The organism is Shouchella miscanthi (assembly GCF_007725405.1).
Lineage (GTDB): Bacteria > Bacillota > Bacilli > Bacillales > Bacillaceae_D > Shouchella > Shouchella hunanensis.
The window spans coordinates 824,659-844,560 of record NZ_CP042163.1; the positions used below are offsets into that span (position 1 = coordinate 824,659).

Genomic DNA, 19,902 nt, shown 5'->3' on the forward strand with positions numbered 1-19,902 from the left:
TGGAAAATGAATTCGCTTTCGTTTAGTTATCCACAGATCTTTTGAAAAGTAACAGCCTTACGAGCATTCGGAAGGCTGTTGTGTTCGTTACTATACTTTTGTATGAGCAAGCACATGCTTTTGCGCGTCCGATAACTGACTACGAAGTGAGTCAAGATTATTGAATAACAGCTGACCGTGTCGTTTAACCGCCTTACCAGCAACGAATACAGAATCAACATTGCCTGGATGAGCTGTTTGGACGACAGCACCGATTGGATCCGTAATCGGACTTAAGTTTAGATCACTCGTGTTTAGTAATAGAATATCTGCTTCTTTTCCTACTTCAAGACTACCAATTTTGTCGTCAAGTAAGAGTGCTTTAGCTCCTTCGATCGTTGCACACTCTAGTATTTGGTTGGCAGAAAGATGGAGTTCTGGTCCGGGCATGACGCCTTCATCAAGAAGTTTTTCATTGACTCGCGCTCTCTCTGCTTGTAAGGCAAATTTCATTTGAGCAAACATATCTCCACCTGTAGAAGTAACGACATCAACACCGAGAGTAGGCTTCACACCATTTTCAAGAGCGAGACCTGTAGCCGGGTAGCCGTGGCCCATCATCATTTCGACTTCTGGTGTGACGGATACACTTCCTCCTTTAGCGGCAATCCGTTTCATTGCCTCATCGGTTACTCGATTCATGTGCGTGAAATTCAAGTCTTTTCCAAGAAGATGCTGCTCGTCTAGGCGTTCGATGGAATGGGCTGTACGTCCCCAAGTACCAAACCCTAAATGCATGGTAGCCAAGATTCCCATTTCTCGAGCGGTGTTGATTTCTTTTACCGCTGTATCCCATGAACTAAATTCAGGGCCGCGAATAGCAAGACCTAATGTAAGCAGCTGGTTTGGAGATTGGAAGTAAGCCGATTGAATGGTTTTCGCATCATCGGTATGCGTTAATGTACTATCATTGTTCCAAAATGCCTCGTCTCCAGGTGCACCATATGCAAATACAGCTCGAATCCCAGCATCTTGTAATCCGCGAATGCCTTCTTCAGCGTGTTCAATCGAATTAATCATGGTCCAATCAAGGATGGTTGTCACACCAGCATCTAATGCTTCTAACGCGCCAAACAAATTGCCTATATAATCGTCTTGAGGTCTGCGCTTTGAGCCGATCCCACCGTAATAGAGTTGACCCAAGTAGGTTTGTAAGGACCAATCAGCACCAATATTTCGAATCATAGATTCCCAAGTATGTCGATGACTGTCAACAAAGCCAGGCATCACAATCCTATTACTCGCATCAATGATGTCGGCATCTTCATCGTGTATAGAAGGTTCAATTTTACTTATTTTCGTCCCCTCTATTAAAATATCAGCTTCTATGTAAGAAGTTCGCTTGGTTACTGGTAGGACTGTCCCACCTCTAATAAGTGTCTTTTTCATAATCATCATCCTTTCCCATTTAGTTTCTTTTCCATTTCAATGAGGGTGACTGGATAACCAAAAAAATCGCCAGTACGCTCACCAGTTATCTCAAACCCTTCCTTTGTGTAAAAGTAAACGCTTTTATTGCCTTTATAAACAATCAGACGGCAGTGGTCGGGCTGTTCAAAACGTCTCAGCCCTGTATGAAGCAAGGATCTGCCAATACCTCGACCCTGTTCAGCAGGATCGACATAGAGTGATTCAAGGTAAGCATTGTGCTCAGAATATTTTTCGGGTGAAAAGAACGCATACCCATGAATGCGACCATTTTCCTCGGCAACAAGTGTAATAGAAGACCGAAAACGACGATTCATCTCATGAGAAGAATAGGCATCGCGAATGACTTTTTTCTGGATGTCATCTGGAATTTGCGGTGTATAGGTTGCTTTCCACGTCTTAGCTGCTAGTGCACGGATAGCGTGAAGATCACGTCTTTTCATATCTCGTATGTGCATCACACATTCCTCCCTTAGTGAAGGCTCTAGATGGTTATTACTGTTAGCTTACCAAATAGTTTCAAAAAAGCGTATAATAATGCTTACTTAGATTCAAAGAGGTGAAAGAATGAAAAATGACGTCCTTGAATATGAAAAGCATGGCATGACCATTACAATTCGCTTAGCCGAAATGGAAGATGCTACCACGCTTGGTAGATTACGAGCAACCTTAGACGGAGAAACAGACCATTTTGATCGAGTATATGGAGAAAATGTATTAACAGAAGAAGAATGTAAGGCGATGATTGAAGCGTGTACATCACCTGAAAACTTGCTTCTCGTTGCTGAAGCAGAAGGTCGTATTGTGGGATATTTACGAGCACAAGGAAGTCAGCTAAGGAAGCTTGCACATCGGGTTGAATTCGGTGTAGGTGTCAGTAAAAAGTATTGGGGTTATTCAATCGGCAAGTCGCTCATTATTAAGCTACTACGTTGGGCAGACGAAAAACAAATACATAAGGTAATGCTACAGGTTCTTGAAACAAACGTAACAGCTATTCAATTGTATGAGAAGCTTGGTTTTAAAAAAGAAGGACTGTTAATCGACGATAAAAAACACGGGGACACCTATCAACATACAATTATAATGGGGAGAGTGAAGCAAGAAGGGGAAGCTTTACGGTTCCCCTCCCTTTAAAACAGCACAGCTGACAAAGCAATAACAGCTGTAACCGTAAGGCAGCTAAAGAGTGTTGTATAAAGGACAACTTGTGCATGTAAATCAGGCTCAATATTGTATTGTAGCGCAAGTGTTGCTGTATTCCTTGAAGTCGGAAAAGAGCTGGCAATAAATAGAGATTGTGCAACAATGCCATCCAGGTTTAAGAGTAAGATAATACCTAATGCAACGGAAGGTCCAACGAGCAGCCGACCAATAATAGAAAAGAGAACAACACGATGAAACAAACCAAATTGAATGGTAGCTAATTGCGCTCCTAAAAGGATAAGAGCAAGCGCAATGAAACCATTTGCAAGATAACTAAGAGGTGTTTCAATAAACGTAGGAAGTGGAATACGAAACAATTGAAAAAGCAGACCAAGAATAAGCGCATGAATAATTGGCATTTTTAAGAATGAGAGAAGAATACCCTTAAGGGATTTAGTCGCTGATAAAAGATTATACAATCCATATGAATAGGTAAGTAAATTTTGAAAGATTAGTACAAAGATTTGAATAGTCACGCCAAGAGGGTTAGCGCTGAAGATCATTTGACTGACAGGTAAACCATAGTTTCCTGAATTCATTAAGGAGACACTGTTTTTCAAAACGGCTGCTTCGCCACCTGAAAGGTGAAGCATTTTAGTAATCACTGTACTAAATAGGATCATCACTAGTGTAAATAAAAGAAGATAGCCAAGAATTTGCGATAGAACCACTATATCCATTTCAACGTAATAGAGATTTAAAAAAATAGATGCAGGCATAAAACATACAGTTAAGAGAGTGGAAAAAGGTTTTAGCTTAAATTCATAATGGCGTTGTAAAAAGAGACCTAACGTCATAAGGGCAAGAATAGGAAAAATGACTTCAAGAAAGATGGCACTAAACATGTGGAATCACTCCAATCGTGATGAGAATCAATCTTTATTGTACCGTGTAAACAGTGATTAACCTAATACACCTTTTTGATCCTATATGATAAGAAATTCAAATCACGATAAAAAAGGATGGTTTCTCCATCCAATTATTGCACGTACCGCATATTTCGTTTAAAGACAAAGATAGCCATTATACTCGTACCTATTGCGTAAAGAAACACCCAGCCTAAGTGCGGAAATGTACTGGTGAGATGACCAGATAGTGCCTCTCGGCTCGCTTCAACTGCATGTAGAAAAGGAAGAGAGTAGGCAACAGCTTCAAACCAGCCACCAATAAGAGAGACATCAAACCAAGCACCACTAAGCCATGCACATAGGTTCGTCAAAAGAGCCCCACAAATACCCCCAACTTGCTTATTCGTAAAGACGCTGCCAGTCAGTAACCCAATCGCAATAAAAAGTAGAGCCGCCGGAAGTAGAGTTAGAATAGACCAAAAGGTGTTACTAGAAAGTGGGAGACCAAGAAAGAAAGCGACAAGATAGCAAAGAGTCATTTGCACGATGGCAAATAAAAGGAGCGGTAACGCGTAACCAAGAATAAAGTGCTGGGAACGTAAAGGCGTTGTAAATAATCTAAGCAAAAAAGAACTCTCCCGATCGCTTGCTATCAGCATTCCCGAGAATAGAGAAATAAAGGACAAGCCGAACATAGCAATGCCTGGGGTCAGACGTTCAATGTGAAATTGTTCATTTGGAATATTCGATTGTATAAGCGAGAGTAAGAAAAGAAGAAGCAGAGGAAAAGCAAGCCCGAATAAAAGCGTGAGCCAATCTCGCGTCATTTCTTTATAATTTCGAGATGCGAATGCCATCGTCTTCATTCATATCCCTCCTCTAATTGTACAAAGGATACGAATGCATCCTCTAAAGAGTGTGTATGCTTCTGCTTTTTTAATTCGGCAGGTGTACCTGTTTTAATAAGTTGTCCATTTGCCATAATACCAACCCGGTCGGCAAGTGCATCCGCCTCTTCCATGTGATGGGTTGTTAAAACAATCGTCATACTCCCTTTTAATTCATTAATGACGTTCCAAAGCTCTCTACGAGCAATCACATCAACTCCTGCAGTTGGTTCATCAAGGAAAAGTACGTTTGGTTTCGTGACGAGGGCCATTCCCATACTTAAACGTCTCATCATGCCGCCAGATAAGTGCTTCGCTTTTTTTGTTCTCTCCTTTTGTAAATCCAATTGCAAGAGTATTTGATTACACTGTTTCGTTGCTTCTTTATTAGATGCTCCATAAATAGTAGCAAGTAAAAGAATATTTTCTTTAACGGTCAAGTTAGGAGCAACCGCACTTTCTTGTGGTGAAACACCAATGAGTGGTTTTATTTGTTGAGGATTCGTTTGAATTGAAACGTGATGAATGGTTGCTTCACCGCTTGTTGGGGAAAGCACGGTGGTTAGCATGTTAATCACCGTTGTTTTTCCTGCCCCGTTTAAGCCAAGCAAGGCGAAAAGCTCTCCTTCTTTAATGGAAAGATTAAGCTGATTGACAGCTATATGTGTAGAATAATGCTTGGTTAAATCGACCGTCTCAATCGCCTTCATTCGTCGTCGTTCCTTTCTTTTTGTGCGGCGAAGATGTCGTCTGCAAATGTTAAAAAATGCTCATTTTTAACAAGGGCTAATCCTTGCTCTTCATCACCAAGAATTAATAGTTTATCACCAGCTTGCAATTGAAAAAGGTCACGGGCTTTTTTAGGTATCACAATTTGACCACGTTCACCAATCGTTGTTAAGCCGAAAATATGTTTACCTTTTGGCCCAATACCGTACTCGGTCGCTTCACCAGCCAGGTCGTCTAAACGAACGTTAAATAGACGTGCAAGAGCAATCGCATGGTTCAAGTCAGGGACCGTATCGCCACTTTCCCACTTTGCGACGGCTTGCCGGGATACATGTAGCTGTTCCGCCACATTTTCTTGTGTGAGCTTGTTTTTCTTTCTTAGATTCTTTAAATGCTCATTCATCCTATTTTTCATCCTCCTTTTCTTTCATTATAGCGGGATTAACAGGCTTTTCTACCAACTAAAGGTAACGTAAGATGTTAACGAAGGTTAACATCATTAATAAAAAGGGAAGGGATTACATTGAATGCTTTCTAGTAAACATTGAATTCGATTGTACACACGTTTAATTAGAGAACGCTTGTAATGGCTGTTTGTCTAAATGACTATTAATTAGACGTGAAGTGAATAGGGGTTCAATGTGTCATTTATTTTTGTTGTTTAACCTCATGCTATAATGCGTTAAAAGGGGTTGGGCTTGTGAATGGTAGACGAATTATTTACCGACAGTTTGGTTCTCCTGCTTCTGTTCTATCTGTTGAAGAAAGACCGTCTATGGCATTAAAGAAGGATGACGTACTTGTAAAAATGACGATGATGCCGATTAATCCGTCTGATCTTATTCCAATACGTGGGGCATATGCTCATCGCATTTCACTGCCTGCTATACCTGGATATGAAGGTGTAGGTATTGTTGAAGAGGTAGGGAGCAATGTGTCATCTACTCTTATTGGAAAGCGCGTTCTTCCGTTAAGAGGAGAAGGGACTTGGCAAGATGCTGTTCAAACAAAAGCAGCTCATTTAGTTACAATTCCATCTACAATCAATGACCGAACTGCTGCTCAGCTTTATATTAATCCATTAACAGCCTTTGTCCTATGTACAGACATTTTGGATCTTACACGAAAAGATGTTGTTGTGATGAATGCGGCTAGTTCGGCACTCGGAAAAATGGTCGCACAGATGTCAAAAATAAGAGGGTTTTCATTCATTGCCGTCGTACGAAATGACGTTTACAAAGAAGAACTTCTGCAATTAGGTGCAGCAACCGTTGTGAACGATGTCGATGAATCCGTGTATGATGCAGTGCGGGCATACACAGCAGGAGCTGGTGCTACGGTAGCGATTGATTCCATTGGTGGTGAAGCAGGGAACCGGCTTGGTGCTTGTGTGCAAAGAAATGGGGTGTTTTTGGCTGTTGGCTTGCTATCAGGACAACAGGTAAATTGGCAAGGGTTATCAAGTCGTTTACAGACAAAGCTTTTTCATTTAAGGCAGTGGAATAAAACGGTTACTGTCACCCATTGGCATCAAGTGTTCAATACACTGATTACGTATGTAAGTGAAGGTATACTGACTATTAGTAATCATGGGACGGCTTATGAATTGGCAAATGTTCAACAAGCAGTCAAGGTAGCAGAACAAACGCCGAGTTTTAATGGGAAAGTGTTTTTACTAGGTCAGAAATAGCGATAGAGCAAGGGGATAAATGGACTGATAATCAATAGTCCAATAAGAACCGGAATAGAGAATAGTAAACTGAAGAGAAAAAGATTTTGTAAAAATGGATGGTCAATAAATAGGAATGTGAGCGTTGAGAAGATCATAAAGAGAATGAGAGAAAGGGTTATTCCTTTTATGAGTCCTTTTAAAAAAGAGTTGAGGGCAGACATACGAATCCTCCATTTTGCTATTTTTTTCAATTTATTTCTATTTAACTAGAATAGATCTTGCAAGAGAGCAGTCGTTAACCTTAAACAGAGACTTTACAAACGGAAGGGAGCTTTTAATGTTACCGTTTGATCCTCTTGGTGTAGATCTGATTTTAATTTATTTACAACCCCCCCCTGAAAATTCACTATGTTCCAAAATGACAAAAGACCTTTCTCTGAAGACGACACTATTAAAGCTCGCTTCCCCCTCTCACTACGAGGTCATGCACCTCTATAGCTAGGAATTGTTAAATTAATTAGTTTGAAATAAATCCCAGAAGTTGAGGCTATTAAAATGACAATTGAAATAAATGGTCTATTGCTAGTAGTCATTATGGCAGTGTTCTTTCTCTTTCTATTTATGGTCGTGGAAAAAGCCGTTCAAAGAGGAGTGGACGCATCAAAACTAAAAGAAGATGTTGAAAAGATTGCCAATGAGAACCGCAAGGAATAAAGAGAGTCATTCTTATTTGTAAGGTATGTATGAAGATGTTGTAACCTAAGTATGGATGATATCATCGTTTAAAGTTCATTTCCTATATCTGATTTAGGAAGCAAGACAAATGATGTTGTTGGTGCATTCTGGTTGTTTGATTGCATTCGCAGAAGGATTTCCTTTTTAAGAATGAGAACGAAATCCTCAGGCAGAGATAGCGAGAGAGCGTGAGTGTAAGCTTCTAAAAGGCAATGGTTCGGTAAGCTTTTTAATGACATAAATGCACTCCTTATCGACAGTATTTCACTTATATCCCTTAATTTCTAGAATAACGTTGCAAATCCCTACACAAATTGTCTTTTTTTCTATAAAATTTGTAGAAAAGAGAGTTGGCGAAGATGTGTGGAGAGGTGAGAAGATGGCAGAGCCATTAAAAAATATGTATAGTAGACCACTATTAGAGGATTTGGCTACGCGAATAAGCGCTAAAGATGATCATTTCGATAAAGTAAGTTTTATTGAAGCCGTCTTTAATGGGCAGTGGGAATCACTGTCTTTAAAAGAACGAATGCGAAAGATTACATTGGCTCTTGGTCAAACCCTGCCTAAGGATTATCGGAACGCACTTCGTATTTTACAGTCATTAGGAAATGATGCTCAAAAAGGGTTATTTGTACTATTTCCCGATTTTGTCGAAGTGTATGGATTAGAGCATTGGGAAGAGTCCATCCAAGCGCTTGAATATTTTACGAAGGGTTCAACAAGTGAGTTTGCCGTGCGACCATTTATTAAGAAAGACCCTGATCGTATGATGGAACAAATGAAGAGATGGGCAACAGATAAGGACGAGCATGTTCGTCGTTTGGCAAGTGAAGGCTGTCGTCCTCGCTTACCGTGGGGAGCGGCATTGACAGACTTTAAGCGCGATCCAAGCCCGGTTTTGGAAGTGTTAGAGCTCTTGAAAGAAGATCCTTCTAAATACGTCCGAAAAAGTGTCGCCAACAATCTAAATGATGTTTCGAAAGATCATCCTGATGTTGTGCTAGCAGTTGCCAATCGGTGGAAAGGACAGCATGAGCATACTGATTGGATTATTCGCCATGGTTGTAGAGGGTTATTAAGGCTAGATGTACCTGAGGCTTATGCGCTATTTAATTATGTAAACAGTAAAGAATGCCCTCAAATTTTTGTAGACGCGAACTTAGAGGCTTCTGCAAACGAAATTAAGATTGGTGACTCTGTTACGCTATCTTGGGGTGTGGCGATTAAAGAGCCTGTGAATGGAAGAGTTCGGTTTGAATATGCAATCGACTTTATGAAAGCTAACGGAAAAAGTTCACGAAAGAAATTCCTTCTTCTTGATCGAACATTCACGAAAAAAGAGACGTTAACGCGTCATCGAATGCACCACTTTGCTGATCTATCCACTAGAAAGCATTACCCTGGTGAGCATGCCGTTTCCTTATTAGCAAATGGTGTTACGCTAGCACAAACGACAATAAATGTAACATAATGGATGCGAAACGAACAGATGAAGAATAGGCTAATGTTCCTGTTTTTTGCCTTTTTTAACAAATTGATTTTCATTCTCAAGTCATTTGTACTATAGTGAAGATACTAGGCAAAAGGAGGGTATTAGCATTTATTCTTCAGACGTTTTACAGAGACTAATAGATGATTTTGAAAACGGTCTCAATCGCCCCCTGTTAGAGGAAGAACGTATTTTTTTAGAACATATTCTTATGGACATGGATGATAGAGAGATATTCATGCCTTAAAATGCTTTTTAATGAAAACAACCTTATATAAAGATCGATCAAAGGAGCTCCTATCATACTAGAGGGCTTCTTTTTTATGCGTGAAAAACCGCTAATGGTAGGGCTTTATCCCGTTGACTATGACACTTATCATAGTTGGTGAATGACAGTTGTGTCTTACGCTTGCAAAGGTCAGTCGGTACAATAACGTTTGAGGTGGTCGGAGATGAGTAGGGAAAAACAACGAGCGTTAAAACAGAGTGTCGCACCGTATGCTAAATCGAATACAAAGATTGGCGTCTTTCAATTAGTAAATACACTATTACCTTTTTTTATCATGTGGTTCTTAGCGTATCAGAGCTTAAAGCTTTCTATTGTATTAAGTCTTGTTTGTTCCGTGATCGCAGCAGGGTTTGTGGTTCGAACGTTTATTATTTTTCATGATTGTACCCACGGAAGTTTTCTGAAATCACCTAAATGGAATCGATTAATAGGAAATATAAGTGGCGTGCTGACGCACTTTCCATTTGAAAAGTGGAAGCACAGTCATTCGATTCATCACGCGACGAGTGGGAATTTAGACAAACGTGGCACAGGGGATATTTGGGTAATGACCGTAGATGAATATAAAGAAGCATCATCATTCGAACGTTTGAAGTATCGCTTGTACAGAAACCCATTGGTTTTATTCGGATTAGGTCCGCTTTATTTATTTTTAATCGAAAATCGCATTAATTGTAAGGGTGCAAAACGGAAGGAACGGTACAACACGTATCTAACAAATGCATGCATTTTACTGCTCTATGTAGGAATGGGTATGCTTGTTGGTTGGGAAGCTTTCTTAATTGTTCAACTTCCTATTATGTATGTATCAGGCGCAGCAGGAATTTGGTTATTCTATGTACAACATCAATTCGAAGATTCTTACTTTGAAAATGATCATGAGTGGGACTTTGTAAAAGCAGCTGTTGATGGAAGTTCTTACTATAAATTACCTAAGATCATACAATGGTTGACTGGGAATATTGGGTATCACCATGTGCATCATTTAAGTCCAAAAGTGCCAAATTATTATTTGGAAAAAACACATGAGAATACACCACCGTTACAGACAGCAACGACGATTACACTGAAAAAGAGTCTTGAATCCATTTCTTTCCGGTTATATGATGAAGAGAACCAAACGTTCATTAGCTTTAAAGAAATGAAAGTTGCTGATCGATTACAGTCCATTCGACGTTCACGAGGTAGAACAAATCGAGTAGGATAAAATGAAAATGGGGAAGCTCTCGGGAAAGAGAGCTTTCTTTGCTGTATACCAAATCGGATGTAAGGAGTCTTTAGGATGTACCATTGGTTTCATATTTTCCCGAAGAATACGGGGTTAAGTCTCTATGCATGGATTGTCTTTTGCTTATTGCCTTTTTACTTTATTATTCGTTCATCTACTCTTTATGAAATCATTGTAGGTGTGGCAATGATTATGCTTTTTTTCACTACCTATCGGTTGTCTTTTATAAAAAGAGGCTGGACTGTTTATGTGGCGCTTAGTATTGAAATGCTTATTAGTGTTGGCATGACCATTTATTTTGGCTATGTCTACTTCGCCTTATTTATCGCCTTTTTTATAGGGAATTTAAAAAGCCGAGCAGGTTTTATCAGTTTATATGTGGTGCATCTTTCTACGACTGTCATTGCGTTTACCATTGGTTCCTTATTAGAGAATGAAGGGTTCATGGCTCAACTTCCTTTTAATGTACTTAGTATATTAGGCGTTATTTTGTTACCATTTACCATTTACCATCGTAATCGTAGAGAAGAGTTAGAAAGTCAGCTTAAGGTAGCAAATGAACGAATTTCCCAGCTGATGGTTGTGGAGGAGAGGCAGCGTATTGCCAGAGATCTACACGATACATTGGGACAAAAGCTATCTTTAATCGGGTTGAAAAGTGACTTGGCACGTAAATTATTAAAAGTAAAGCCAGATTTAGCTGAGCAAGAGCTTGAAGACATTAATCAGACGTCAAGAACAGCACTTCGTGAAGTGAGAGAGATCGTTTCAGATATGAGAACAGCGCGATTGAAAGACGAAATTGGGCATGTTCAAGCACTCCTAGCTTCGAGTAATATGACGTGTGAGATTTCAGGAGAAGGGTCATTCAAACACCTCCCTCTGCTAATTGAAGACGTATTTTGTATGTGTTTAAAAGAATCTGTGACAAATGTAGTCAAGCATAGTGACGCTACTACGTGTACCATTCAATTAGAAAATCATCCGAATGAATGGCGAATGATTGTAAAAGATGATGGCGTCGGATTGCAGCATGAGCTACCGGTAAGAAAGAAAAGTGGATTAATTGGGATGAAAGAAAGACTAGAATTCGTTAACGGGGAATTGGACATAACGTCTAGTCAGGGGACAGTACTGACATTTGCTATACCAAGAATTATTTATCAAAATGAAGGAGAGGTACTATGATTCGAATTGTGATTGCAGAGGATCAAGGAATGGTATTAGGTGCACTTGCATCCTTGTTAGAATTGGAAGCGGATATGACGGTTGTGGGAAAAGCCAAAACAGGTGTTGACGCCGTTGCGCTTGTGAAGCAGGTCCAACCTGATATTTGTATTATGGATATTGAAATGCCACTTATGACCGGAATAGAGGCTGCTGAACAATTAAAAGAAGAAGCATGCAAAATTATTATTCTCACGACATTTGCACGAACCGGTTATTTTAATTATGCCCGGGCTGCTGGAGTCAGTGGGTATTTGCTAAAAGATAGTCCAAGTGATGAATTAGCACGAGCCATTCGGACAATCCTAGATGGACGCAAAGTCTATGCACCTGAACTAATGGATATGATCGACGACAGCACAAACCCGTTAACCGATCGAGAAGGTCAAGTGATTCAACTAATCGCAGAAGGAAAGAGCACAAAAGAAGTAGCCGATCATTTAAACATAAAAACAGGAACCGTCCGAAATTATGTATCGGTTATTTATGAGAAGTTAAACGTTACTAATCGGATTGAAGCCATTTCGCTTATCCAAGAAAAAGGCTGGTATAAATAAGATCAAATAAATGTGCATAGTTAAGTAAATGAGTTTTTTTAAGTTGTGAACCAAAGTGAAAAAATGATCTTGTTGGAAGGGGCTCATGAATGGAAACGAAAAAAGCTTCTACAGTATGTGGCGTTAATCGTTAGCATTGTTTGTTTCCTTATGACGTTCATCACCCCAACAAGAATAGTAGGGTCGTTAGTGGGTGACTATAGTGTATATGCACTTACAGCAGTTGGTGTCGTTCTATCCAGTTATTCGTTACGCAAAGCGAAAAGAAAACATGTGCCAACCCTGTCGTTAGTTTTCTCCTTATCTTTGCCTATCTATATCGTGCTTACAATGGTTTTATTGTTTACCGGCATCATTGATGTTGCTCCTTGATTGGTACCTCGAAAGAACAATTACATTCCAAGAAGTAAGCTTGCCATTACAGTAATGATGAAGGCAATAACGATTGAAGCGACAAACCATGATTTTACGGTTCCTTCGTTTTTTAACAAAGCATCAAATATCCCATTGAGAATAAAAACAATAACAAACACAATGATAAAAAGTAAGATAATGATCACAGTGTTATCCTTCTTAAAAAAAATAGCGGTTTCTTTATTATAAAGTAATGCAAAAGGATACATAAACCTATTGTCGAAATGAATTTCTTCTTTCTCACATTTCGTTTTGAACAACTTGCTTTCTTATCAGGAAGAAAGCTTTTTTGAGTTTAAGGGTTAGTAACAAAAAAATGAATGTAATAGTGCTTAAACAATGTCAATAAAGCACAAAAGAACCTATCACTTTGCATAGGTTCTTTGGCATGAAACTTAATTTGGCTAAATGACATAGTCATTCACGTGGAAAACGCCAATTTTTTCAGGTCGAATATAAGCTGTATCGCCAACTTGTAGGCCAAGCTCGGCAATCGTTTTTTTCGGTTGTTGAATGTCAATCATCTCCGGGTGACCTTCATGTTTCGCTTCAATAAAAACAATGGGTCCAACTGGATGAATGGATGTGATCGTTATTTTTAAGTCGGCTTTTCCCTCATAAGTCGTCGAAATGGAAAATTCGTGTGGGCGAGCAAATCCGATTGCTTCCACTTCTTCCAGTGTTGAAGCGGTTTCCCAGTCAGCGCCTTGAATGTGCAACGTTCCTGCTTTAGCTTGACCGGAAAAGCGGTTTGCATTTCCTAGAAATTCATAGACAAATGGTGTCCGAGGTTCTTCATAGACGTAAGTAGGTGTCCCCACTTGTTCGATTGTACCATTCCGCATGACAACTACTTTATCAGCTACATCAAGTGCTTCTTCTTGGTCGTGTGTAACAAAGACAGTTGTAATACCAGTCTGTTTGTGCAACGTCCGTAACCACCGGCGTAGCTCTTTACGTACTTGAGCATCAAGTGCCCCGAACGGTTCATCTAGTAGTAATACATCTGGATTAATAGCTAAGGCACGAGCGAGTGCTACACGTTGCCGCTGTCCTCCTGATAATTCAGATGGATACCTTTGCCCAAGGCCGTCGAGCTTCACAAGAGAAAGAAGTTCATCGACACGCTTTGTAATCTCTTGCTTAGAGGGCCGTTCGCTACGTTTTAAAACCGTTAAGCCGTATGCAATGTTCGCTGATACCGTCATGTGAGCAAATAGGGCATAGTGTTGAAACACGAAGCCAACTTTTCGCTCACGTGGGGATCGGTGAGTGACGTTTTTTCCTTTAATTTCAATTTCGCCACCATTGGTTGTCTCTAATCCAGCAATCATGCGCAGTAGCGTCGTTTTACCAGAACCAGAGGGGCCGAGTAAAGCGAACAATTCTCCCTGTTCCACTTCCAGATTAATATCCTTTAAAATCGGTGTGGTACCGAATGATTTATAGAGGCTCGTCATTTTAATGGTCATTTCGTTTTTACCTTCCTTTGACGGGATTCCACCAATTGTTTTACAACGATGGTAACAATGGCAAAGAGGGACATTAAAGCAGCAATGGCAAACGACGCCGTGAACTGGTATTCGTTGTATAAAATTTCAACGTGAAGCGGCATCGTATTGGTGCTGCCCCGAATACGGCCTGACACAACAGATACTGCACCAAATTCACCAATTGTGCGGGCTGTACAGAGAATGACGCCGTAGAGAAGTCCCCATTTAATAGCAGGTAACGTCACACGAAGAAAGGTTTGCCAGCCGCTGGCACCAAGGGTAACGGATGCTTCTTCGGCTTCTGATCCTTGTGCCTCCATTAGTGGAATGAGTTCTCTCACTACAAAAGGTAACGTGACGAACATCGTCGCGAGAATGATTCCTGGTAAGGCAAAGATCACTTGAAAACCATTCGCTGTAAGCCATTCACCAAAAAAGCCATAAACACCATAAAGCAAAATAAAGAGTAGCCCTGCAATAACAGGAGAAACCGCAAAAGGGATTTCAATAAGCGTTATGAGAAACTGTCTACCTTTAAATTGAAATTTGGTTAATGCCCAAGCGGCAGCTAGACCAAACAATGTATGTAAAGGAACGGTAATGACTACGACTAATAGTGTTAATTGAATCGCAGATAATGCATCGGGTTCAGTAATGGACGCAACAAACACTTGAAATCCTTGTGCAAAAGCGCCGGAAAAGATGACAATTAGTGGAAGAAACAGAAACAACAATAAGAATAAAAACGCAACACTAATTAATGCATAGCTTAACCATGTTTTTTTTGTTTGCATTACGTTATCCTCCTTTGTCCAAGTTTCCTTGAAATAAGCCACTGAAGCGCGTTAACAGACAAAAGAAGTGCAAACGAAAGTGTTAGCATGACAACGGCAATAGCTGTAGCGCCACCATAATCAAATTGCTCGAGCTTCGTCATAATAAGCAAAGGTACGATCTCGGTTTGCATCGGCATATTACCGGCGATGAAAACAACAGAACCGTATTCTCCGAGTGCTCGTGCAAATGCCAGCGTCATTCCTGCTAGTAACGCAGGAATGAGCACAGGGAAAATCACGGTCCGAAATGTTTGGAAAGGTGTAGCACCGAGCAGTGCTGAAGCTTCTTCCGTTTCTTTATCAATTGTTTTTAAAACCGGTTCCACCATACGAACGACAAATGGGAGTCCGATAAAGGTTAACGCAATGGTAACTCCAATTGGTGTGAAAGCGACTTGAATGCCAAGAGGAGCAAGTAGTGACCCAATCCATCCACTTTCTGTGTAAAGGCTTGTCAATGCTATCCCTGCTACCGCAGTAGGTAAGGCAAAGGGTAAATCAATCATGCCGTCCATGATCCGTTTACCTGGGAACGTGTAACGCACCATGACCCAAGCAATTAAAACGCCGAACACACCATTTATTAATGCAGCAATTAACGAGGCTGTAAAAGATAAGCGAAACGCTGCGTATACACGTGGGTCATTTAGCGCGTTCCAAAACGTATCCCAGCCATTATAAACAGTAAAAACAATCAATGCGGCAAGGGGAATGAAGACAATAAAACTCATATAGAGCATCGTAAAGCCTAAGCTTAACCCAAAGCCAGGTAATATTCGTTTCATAATCGACTCCTACGTATTAAGGTTGATAAATCGTATCGAAAATGCCTCCGTCAGCGAAATGTTTTTCCTGTGCTTCTTGCCATGAACCAAATTTCTCGTCAATGGTAAATAGCTCAAGTTCAGGGAAGGAATCACTATATTCAGACAAAATCTCCTCGTTTCTTGGACGATAATGATGCTCCGCAATTAACCGCTGTCCTTCATCGGTATATAAAAATTCTAGGTAAGCCTCAGCTACGTCTCGTGTTCCTTTTCGATCTACAACTTTATCAACAATGGCTACTGGTGGCTCTGTTAAGATCGATATGGAAGGTGTTACAATATCGAACTCATCTTCACCCAATTCGTTTGCAGCAAGAATCGCTTCATTTTCCCAAGCAAGGAGAACATCCCCAATATTTCGCTCAACAAATGAAGTGGTTGCCCCGCGTGCACCTGAGTCTAAGGCGACCACATTTTTATAGATGTCACTCACAAATGCTTGTGCTTCTTCTTCAGAGCCATACGCTTCTTCTGCAAACCCCCATGCAGCTAAATAATTCCATCGAGCACCACCAGATGTCTTCGGGTTTGGCGTGACGACTTCAACGTCCTCACGAATTAAATCATCCCAATCTTGAATGTCCTTTGGATTGCCTTTTCGGACGAGAAAATTAATAGTTGATGTGTAAGGGGAAGAGTTATCGTCGAACTGTGATTGCCAATCCGAGTCGAGCAATTCTCTTTCCTGTAGAACATCGATATCGTAAGCCAGTGCTAATGTAACAACATCTGCATCAAGACCATCTAAAACCGAGCGTGCTTGACTTCCAGAACCACCGTGAGATGCGTTAATTTTAATTGTTTCACCAGTTTCTTCTTCCCAATAAGCAATAAAGGCATCATCCACATCCGTATACAGTTCGCGAGTAGGGTCATAGGAAACATTCAATAACTCCACTGTCGATCCAGAACTAGAGGTGGTATTGCAAGCCGCAAGCACACCTAATGATAGTAGGGGAAAGAGAATTTTTTTCATGTCAACACTCCTTTTATGTATTCCTATGTATTTAGTTGGAATTAAGACTAAAAAAATAGTGTGCTAATGTGTTCTTATATTATTCTTATAATTCCGATCTGTCAATAAGTTTTTTGTGAATGAAACATCCTTTTAATTGGAATGATTGATAAGGAGAAGAAAGTGAGTACAGCTTCATATGGGTTAAAATAGCGGGGCACAAGGAATGGTGATCAAAAAGAGCTTGTCTCGAATCGAAACAAACTCTGGGCATTCTAGTTTACATTGTGATGCTCTGAACGAAATTAAGATGTTAAAATCCTATCAATCGTTTCTAGTTCGCTCTTGCTAAACGCTAAATGATCAAGCGCTTTTACGTTCTCTTCAATTTGTTCCACCTTACTTGCGCCAATTAATGCTGATGTGACTTTCTCTTCACGCAGTACCCAAGCTAAGCTCATCTGGGCTAGGGACTGGTTGCGAGTTTTTGCTAGTTCATTTAATTGATTTAGCTTTGAGATGGTAGCATCTGTGATCTCTTCTTGAGACAAACTTGTCCCTTTAGTAGCGCGAGATCCTGTAGGAATTCCATTTAAGTACTTGCTTGTTAGCAAACCTTGGGCAAGCGGTACAAATGCAATGGAGCCAACTCCATTCTCCTCTAACACTTTTTGCAGACCGTCTTCAATCCAACGGTTCAACATGGAGTAAGCAGGTTGATGAATGAATAATGGTGTACCCAAGTCATTGAGTATCTTCACGGCTTCAGAGGTTTGCTTTGCATCATAGCTCGAAATGCCAATATATAAGGCTTTTCCTTGGCGAACAAGCAAATCCAATGCATGCATCGTCTCTTCAAGTGGTGTATCAGGATCAGGACGATGGTGATAGAACACATCCACATACTCTAAGCCCATTCTTTTTAAGCTTTGATCCAAGCTGGATACGAGGTATTTTTTTGAACCCCAGTCTCCATAAGGGCCGTCCCACATCTTGTAACCGGCTTTGCTGGAAATAATGAGCTCGTCTCTGTAAGGCGCCAAATCTGTCTTGAGCATCTCTCCAAAAAATTCTTCTGCAGAACCTGGTGGCGGTCCATAATTATTTGCCAAATCAAAATGTGTTATCCCTAAGTCAAAGGCTTTTCGTATCATTTCTTTACCCGTTTCCCTTGCATCGACACCGCCGAAATTATGCCACAAACCAAACGAAATAAGTGGAAGTTTTAAACCAGAATGTCCAGACCGACGATACTGCATGTGTTCGTATCTATTACTAGCTGCTACGTATACCATAGAATCTCTCCTTTATCGTCATTCTTCACATTGTAAACGTTTTCTTCGTTTCCTTCCACTTTTAGAATCACGAGTTATATTGTAAGCTAAATGATAATGGGACATGTTTATTTTGTATAAGAGTTTACTTACTCTTAGCTAAGAAGACTCACACAGACTATAAACGAAAATTTCTTTCCCCCACGTGAGAATACGCTTTTCTCTAGTCATGCCTATTCGCTCAGCGACTCGAATGGAAGGGGAATTGAGTGGAGCAATTAAGGAAATGAGTCGTTTCTGTCCTAAATCATGAATGGCAAAATCGCGACAAGCCGATGCTGCTTCGGTTGCATAGCCATTCCCCCAGGCATGTCTTGCGAACAAATACCCAATTTCTATTTCATCTTTTCCGTCTATATGTTGGGGGACTAGACCACATTGACCTAAAAACGTTTTTGTCTCTTTCTCTTCAACGATCCAAAGACCAGCTCCGGTTTGTTGATAAAGATCTAGCTGCCAATGAATCCATTTTTTTGTCTCACTTTCATTTTTGGTTGCAGGGTAATGAGCCATTGCTTCTGGATCAGCAAATATGGTCATTAAATGATCTACATCAGCAAGTGTCATTTGTCGTAAGGCTAGTCGATCGGTTACGAGTACATGCTCCTTCAATTCGTTTCCCTCCTCCGTGATTTCAACGATTCACACTTACTAGTCTAGCCCAGCATTTGTTCCAGTTTGAAGCCTATTTTTCTTGTCATGCTTGTGATCGTTTGTTTGTTAGTTGTATAGGAATTACATTCTCTTTTTCTATCATTTCTTTAAAAGTGTAGAAAGTGGGTATTGGTAATAGAATTCATTCTTTTATGGATAAATCCTGCGAATAAAGTTGAACTCACTCAAAATTGTAGCTACATGGTGAGTTGTTGTCATGATTATAGAAACTTAAACGAGGTTAGTTACACAATATATAAGCAAACGCTTAGTTGGTCAACCAACACCCGTTCTAGACACTCACAAAAGTCTAATGAGATGAGACACTTTGCATTTTTTTACGTAAAACGAGTGGAGGTGATTAAGTGAAAAAATGGATCGTAGGAGCTGCTACTTTAGGTACAATTCTTATCGTAAGCCTATTCTTTTTCCAAATTCAAACCATAGCACCTGAAGAAAATGAGCAGTTCCAACAGCCGCTTCTAGAAGCGATTGTACAAGCGCGAGAAGATGTCGCTGCTATAGATGGACTAAGGGACAAAGGAATTGAGAAATGGGCAATAAGGCTAAGAATCAATCAACTTACTACTGGTGATGTGCAGTCTGAAGAGGATTTAGTCGCACAAGCTAAACAGGCGTATGCAAAAAGAAACGATCTGCTGATCGTAGCGGAAGAAGTGTACGATGTGGATATGAGCGAAATTCAAATTCACACCTTCATAAATGAAGAATTGGAACAAGTCGACGACGCGTTTATGGAACCCATTGCTTCCGCTCATGGGATGTCACTTGAAGCATTTATGTTTGAATGGGAATATGACCATTTTGCTTACAATTATGCGTGGCGTGAAATCGGGAGCCAGCTTGAAGAAGAATTTCCTATTCAAGAGGGAGAAACAACAGAGGAATACAATGAACGCTTACGTGAAGAATGGCGTTCGAAAATAGAGAAGATGTAGCGCATCGTTGCTACATCTTTTTTCTTTACATTTGTTTCATAAGTTGGCGAAGATTTCTCTAGAAACAGAGAACTGAAGTCGGAATGAAAGTTT

23 protein-coding genes are annotated in these 19,902 nt (G+C 40.2%); 9 read left to right on the forward strand and 14 right to left on the reverse strand.

All coding sequences use genetic code 11. The annotated features are described in order from the left end of the window. Positions 1–90 precede the first annotated feature (90 nt). Both FPV17_RS03920 and FPV17_RS03925 read right to left on the reverse strand, forming a co-directional pair. Positions 91–1,428, reverse strand: a complete 1,338-nt coding sequence (locus FPV17_RS03920; protein ID WP_144558147.1) for an amidohydrolase family protein — start codon at positions 1,426–1,428, stop codon at positions 91–93. Positions 1,429–1,433: 5 nt separating this feature from the next. Next, positions 1,434–1,925: a GNAT family N-acetyltransferase gene (locus tag FPV17_RS03925; protein WP_144558149.1), complete on the reverse strand. Its 492-nt coding sequence runs from the start codon at positions 1,923–1,925 to the stop codon at positions 1,434–1,436. 109 nt (positions 1,926–2,034) lie between these two features. On the opposite strand from FPV17_RS03925, the gene FPV17_RS03930 reads away from it, so the two are divergent. Continuing rightward, entirely contained in the window at positions 2,035–2,604 is a 570-nt protein-coding gene (locus FPV17_RS03930) for a GNAT family N-acetyltransferase (protein ID WP_144558151.1), read from the forward strand. Here the strand turns inward: FPV17_RS03930 and FPV17_RS03935 are convergent. The 4 genes from FPV17_RS03935 to FPV17_RS03950 form a co-directional block, all read right to left on the reverse strand. Next, positions 2,601–3,518, reverse strand: coding sequence for an AEC family transporter (locus FPV17_RS03935; RefSeq protein WP_035398390.1), 918 nt, complete (start codon positions 3,516–3,518; stop codon positions 2,601–2,603). The genes FPV17_RS03930 and FPV17_RS03935 overlap by 4 nt on opposite strands. Positions 3,519–3,652: 134 nt before the next feature. Continuing rightward, positions 3,653–4,387: an ABC transporter permease gene (locus FPV17_RS03940; RefSeq protein ID WP_144558153.1), complete on the reverse strand. Its 735-nt coding sequence runs from the start codon at positions 4,385–4,387 to the stop codon at positions 3,653–3,655. Next, complete coding sequence (locus FPV17_RS03945) at positions 4,384–5,118, reverse strand: ABC transporter ATP-binding protein (protein WP_144558155.1); 735 nt, start codon at positions 5,116–5,118, stop codon at positions 4,384–4,386. Before FPV17_RS03945 ends, FPV17_RS03940 begins: the two co-directional genes overlap by 4 nt. Next, the gene (locus tag FPV17_RS03950; protein WP_201769522.1) at positions 5,115–5,540 is read right to left on the reverse strand and encodes a helix-turn-helix domain-containing protein; all 426 of its coding nucleotides are present in this window, start codon (positions 5,538–5,540) and stop codon (positions 5,115–5,117) included. Before FPV17_RS03950 ends, FPV17_RS03945 begins: the two co-directional genes overlap by 4 nt. Before the next feature lie 297 nt (positions 5,541–5,837). Here FPV17_RS03950 and FPV17_RS03955 point away from each other — a divergent pair, with 297 nt between their 5' ends. Continuing rightward, entirely contained in the window at positions 5,838–6,827 is a 990-nt protein-coding gene (locus tag FPV17_RS03955) for a zinc-dependent alcohol dehydrogenase family protein (protein WP_035398398.1), read from the forward strand. A gap of 537 nt (positions 6,828–7,364) precedes the next feature. Then, on the forward strand, positions 7,365–7,523 hold the full coding sequence (locus FPV17_RS21720) for a hypothetical protein (RefSeq protein WP_158332075.1): 159 nt from the start codon (positions 7,365–7,367) through the stop codon (positions 7,521–7,523). A gap of 68 nt (positions 7,524–7,591) precedes the next feature. On the opposite strand, the gene sda is transcribed toward FPV17_RS21720, so the two are convergent. Continuing rightward, positions 7,592–7,783, reverse strand: coding sequence for a sporulation histidine kinase inhibitor Sda (gene sda / locus FPV17_RS03960; RefSeq protein ID WP_035398402.1), 192 nt, complete (start codon positions 7,781–7,783; stop codon positions 7,592–7,594). 140 nt (positions 7,784–7,923) lie between these two features. Between sda and FPV17_RS03965 the strand changes: the two genes are divergently transcribed. From FPV17_RS03965 to FPV17_RS03985, 5 genes are all read left to right on the forward strand, one after another. After that, positions 7,924–9,018, forward strand: a complete 1,095-nt coding sequence (locus tag FPV17_RS03965; protein ID WP_144558157.1) for a DNA alkylation repair protein — start codon at positions 7,924–7,926, stop codon at positions 9,016–9,018. Between the two features lie 470 nt (positions 9,019–9,488). Further along, the gene (gene desA / locus FPV17_RS03970; protein ID WP_144558159.1) at positions 9,489–10,532 is read left to right on the forward strand and encodes a Delta(5) desaturase DesA; all 1,044 of its coding nucleotides are present in this window, start codon (positions 9,489–9,491) and stop codon (positions 10,530–10,532) included. Between the two features lie 75 nt (positions 10,533–10,607). After that, positions 10,608–11,741 (forward strand): sensor histidine kinase, encoded by a 1,134-nt coding sequence (locus FPV17_RS03975; protein ID WP_144558161.1) that lies wholly within the window; start codon positions 10,608–10,610, stop codon positions 11,739–11,741. Continuing rightward, positions 11,738–12,337 carry a response regulator transcription factor gene (locus FPV17_RS03980; RefSeq protein ID WP_038477113.1) on the forward strand — a complete coding sequence of 200 codons (600 nt, stop codon included), beginning with the start codon at positions 11,738–11,740 and terminating at the stop codon, positions 12,335–12,337. Before FPV17_RS03975 ends, FPV17_RS03980 begins: the two co-directional genes overlap by 4 nt. Before the next feature lie 45 nt (positions 12,338–12,382). Next, on the forward strand, positions 12,383–12,709 hold the full coding sequence (locus FPV17_RS03985; protein WP_144558163.1) for a hypothetical protein: 327 nt from the start codon (positions 12,383–12,385) through the stop codon (positions 12,707–12,709). Between the two features lie 20 nt (positions 12,710–12,729). On the opposite strand, the gene FPV17_RS21725 is transcribed toward FPV17_RS03985, so the two are convergent. The 7 genes from FPV17_RS21725 to FPV17_RS04015 all read right to left on the reverse strand — a co-directional run bounded on the left by FPV17_RS21725 (position 12,730) and on the right by FPV17_RS04015 (position 18,808). Beyond that, the gene (locus FPV17_RS21725; protein ID WP_158332076.1) at positions 12,730–12,897 is read right to left on the reverse strand and encodes a hypothetical protein; all 168 of its coding nucleotides are present in this window, start codon (positions 12,895–12,897) and stop codon (positions 12,730–12,732) included. A 258-nt stretch (positions 12,898–13,155) separates the two neighbouring features. After that, positions 13,156–14,223 (reverse strand): sulfate/molybdate ABC transporter ATP-binding protein, encoded by a 1,068-nt coding sequence (locus FPV17_RS03990; RefSeq protein WP_144558165.1) that lies wholly within the window; start codon positions 14,221–14,223, stop codon positions 13,156–13,158. Then, positions 14,220–15,038, reverse strand: a complete 819-nt coding sequence (gene cysW / locus FPV17_RS03995; protein WP_144558167.1) for a sulfate ABC transporter permease subunit CysW — start codon at positions 15,036–15,038, stop codon at positions 14,220–14,222. Before cysW ends, FPV17_RS03990 begins: the two co-directional genes overlap by 4 nt. Then, the gene (gene cysT, locus FPV17_RS04000; protein WP_035398410.1) at positions 15,038–15,865 is read right to left on the reverse strand and encodes a sulfate ABC transporter permease subunit CysT; all 828 of its coding nucleotides are present in this window, start codon (positions 15,863–15,865) and stop codon (positions 15,038–15,040) included. Before cysT ends, cysW begins: the two co-directional genes overlap by 1 nt. Before the next feature lie 16 nt (positions 15,866–15,881). After that, positions 15,882–16,883, reverse strand: a complete 1,002-nt coding sequence (locus FPV17_RS04005) for a sulfate ABC transporter substrate-binding protein (RefSeq protein ID WP_144558169.1) — start codon at positions 16,881–16,883, stop codon at positions 15,882–15,884. A 284-nt stretch (positions 16,884–17,167) separates the two neighbouring features. Further along, positions 17,168–18,157 carry an L-glyceraldehyde 3-phosphate reductase gene (gene mgrA, locus FPV17_RS04010; protein WP_144558171.1) on the reverse strand — a complete coding sequence of 330 codons (990 nt, stop codon included), beginning with the start codon at positions 18,155–18,157 and terminating at the stop codon, positions 17,168–17,170. A 138-nt stretch (positions 18,158–18,295) separates the two neighbouring features. After that, entirely contained in the window at positions 18,296–18,808 is a 513-nt protein-coding gene (locus FPV17_RS04015) for a GNAT family N-acetyltransferase (RefSeq protein WP_035397108.1), read from the reverse strand. A gap of 407 nt (positions 18,809–19,215) precedes the next feature. Between FPV17_RS04015 and FPV17_RS04020 the strand changes: the two genes are divergently transcribed. Beyond that, entirely contained in the window at positions 19,216–19,809 is a 594-nt protein-coding gene (locus FPV17_RS04020; protein ID WP_144558173.1) for a hypothetical protein, read from the forward strand. Positions 19,810–19,902 lie beyond the last annotated feature (93 nt).

What these genes read in the sequence shown, in the direction of transcription:
- FPV17_RS03920 (WP_144558147.1), bottom strand. Translation starts at nt 1,428, where the DNA reads ATGAAAAAGACACTTATTAGAGGTGGGACAGTCCTACCAGTAACCAAG.
- FPV17_RS03925 (WP_144558149.1), bottom strand. Translation starts at nt 1,925, where the DNA reads ATGCACATACGAGATATGAAAAGACGTGATCTTCACGCTATCCGTGCA.
- FPV17_RS03930 (WP_144558151.1), top strand. Translation starts at nt 2,035, where the DNA reads ATGAAAAATGACGTCCTTGAATATGAAAAGCATGGCATGACCATTACA.
- FPV17_RS03935 (WP_035398390.1), bottom strand. Translation starts at nt 3,518, where the DNA reads ATGTTTAGTGCCATCTTTCTTGAAGTCATTTTTCCTATTCTTGCCCTT.
- FPV17_RS03940 (WP_144558153.1), bottom strand. Translation starts at nt 4,387, where the DNA reads ATGAAGACGATGGCATTCGCATCTCGAAATTATAAAGAAATGACGCGA.
- FPV17_RS03945 (WP_144558155.1), bottom strand. Translation starts at nt 5,118, where the DNA reads ATGAAGGCGATTGAGACGGTCGATTTAACCAAGCATTATTCTACACAT.
- FPV17_RS03950 (WP_201769522.1), bottom strand. Translation starts at nt 5,540, where the DNA reads ATGAATGAGCATTTAAAGAATCTAAGAAAGAAAAACAAGCTCACACAA.
- FPV17_RS21720 (WP_158332075.1), top strand. Translation starts at nt 7,365, where the DNA reads ATGACAATTGAAATAAATGGTCTATTGCTAGTAGTCATTATGGCAGTG.
- sda (WP_035398402.1), bottom strand. Translation starts at nt 7,783, where the DNA reads ATGTCATTAAAAAGCTTACCGAACCATTGCCTTTTAGAAGCTTACACT.
- FPV17_RS03965 (WP_144558157.1), top strand. Translation starts at nt 7,924, where the DNA reads ATGGCAGAGCCATTAAAAAATATGTATAGTAGACCACTATTAGAGGAT.
- desA (WP_144558159.1), top strand. Translation starts at nt 9,489, where the DNA reads ATGAGTAGGGAAAAACAACGAGCGTTAAAACAGAGTGTCGCACCGTAT.
- FPV17_RS03975 (WP_144558161.1), top strand. Translation starts at nt 10,608, where the DNA reads ATGTACCATTGGTTTCATATTTTCCCGAAGAATACGGGGTTAAGTCTC.
- FPV17_RS03980 (WP_038477113.1), top strand. Translation starts at nt 11,738, where the DNA reads ATGATTCGAATTGTGATTGCAGAGGATCAAGGAATGGTATTAGGTGCA.
- FPV17_RS03990 (WP_144558165.1), bottom strand. Translation starts at nt 14,223, where the DNA reads ATGACCATTAAAATGACGAGCCTCTATAAATCATTCGGTACCACACCG.
- cysW (WP_144558167.1), bottom strand. Translation starts at nt 15,038, where the DNA reads ATGCAAACAAAAAAAACATGGTTAAGCTATGCATTAATTAGTGTTGCG.
- cysT (WP_035398410.1), bottom strand. Translation starts at nt 15,865, where the DNA reads ATGAAACGAATATTACCTGGCTTTGGGTTAAGCTTAGGCTTTACGATG.
- FPV17_RS04005 (WP_144558169.1), bottom strand. Translation starts at nt 16,883, where the DNA reads ATGAAAAAAATTCTCTTTCCCCTACTATCATTAGGTGTGCTTGCGGCT.
- mgrA (WP_144558171.1), bottom strand. Translation starts at nt 18,157, where the DNA reads ATGGTATACGTAGCAGCTAGTAATAGATACGAACACATGCAGTATCGT.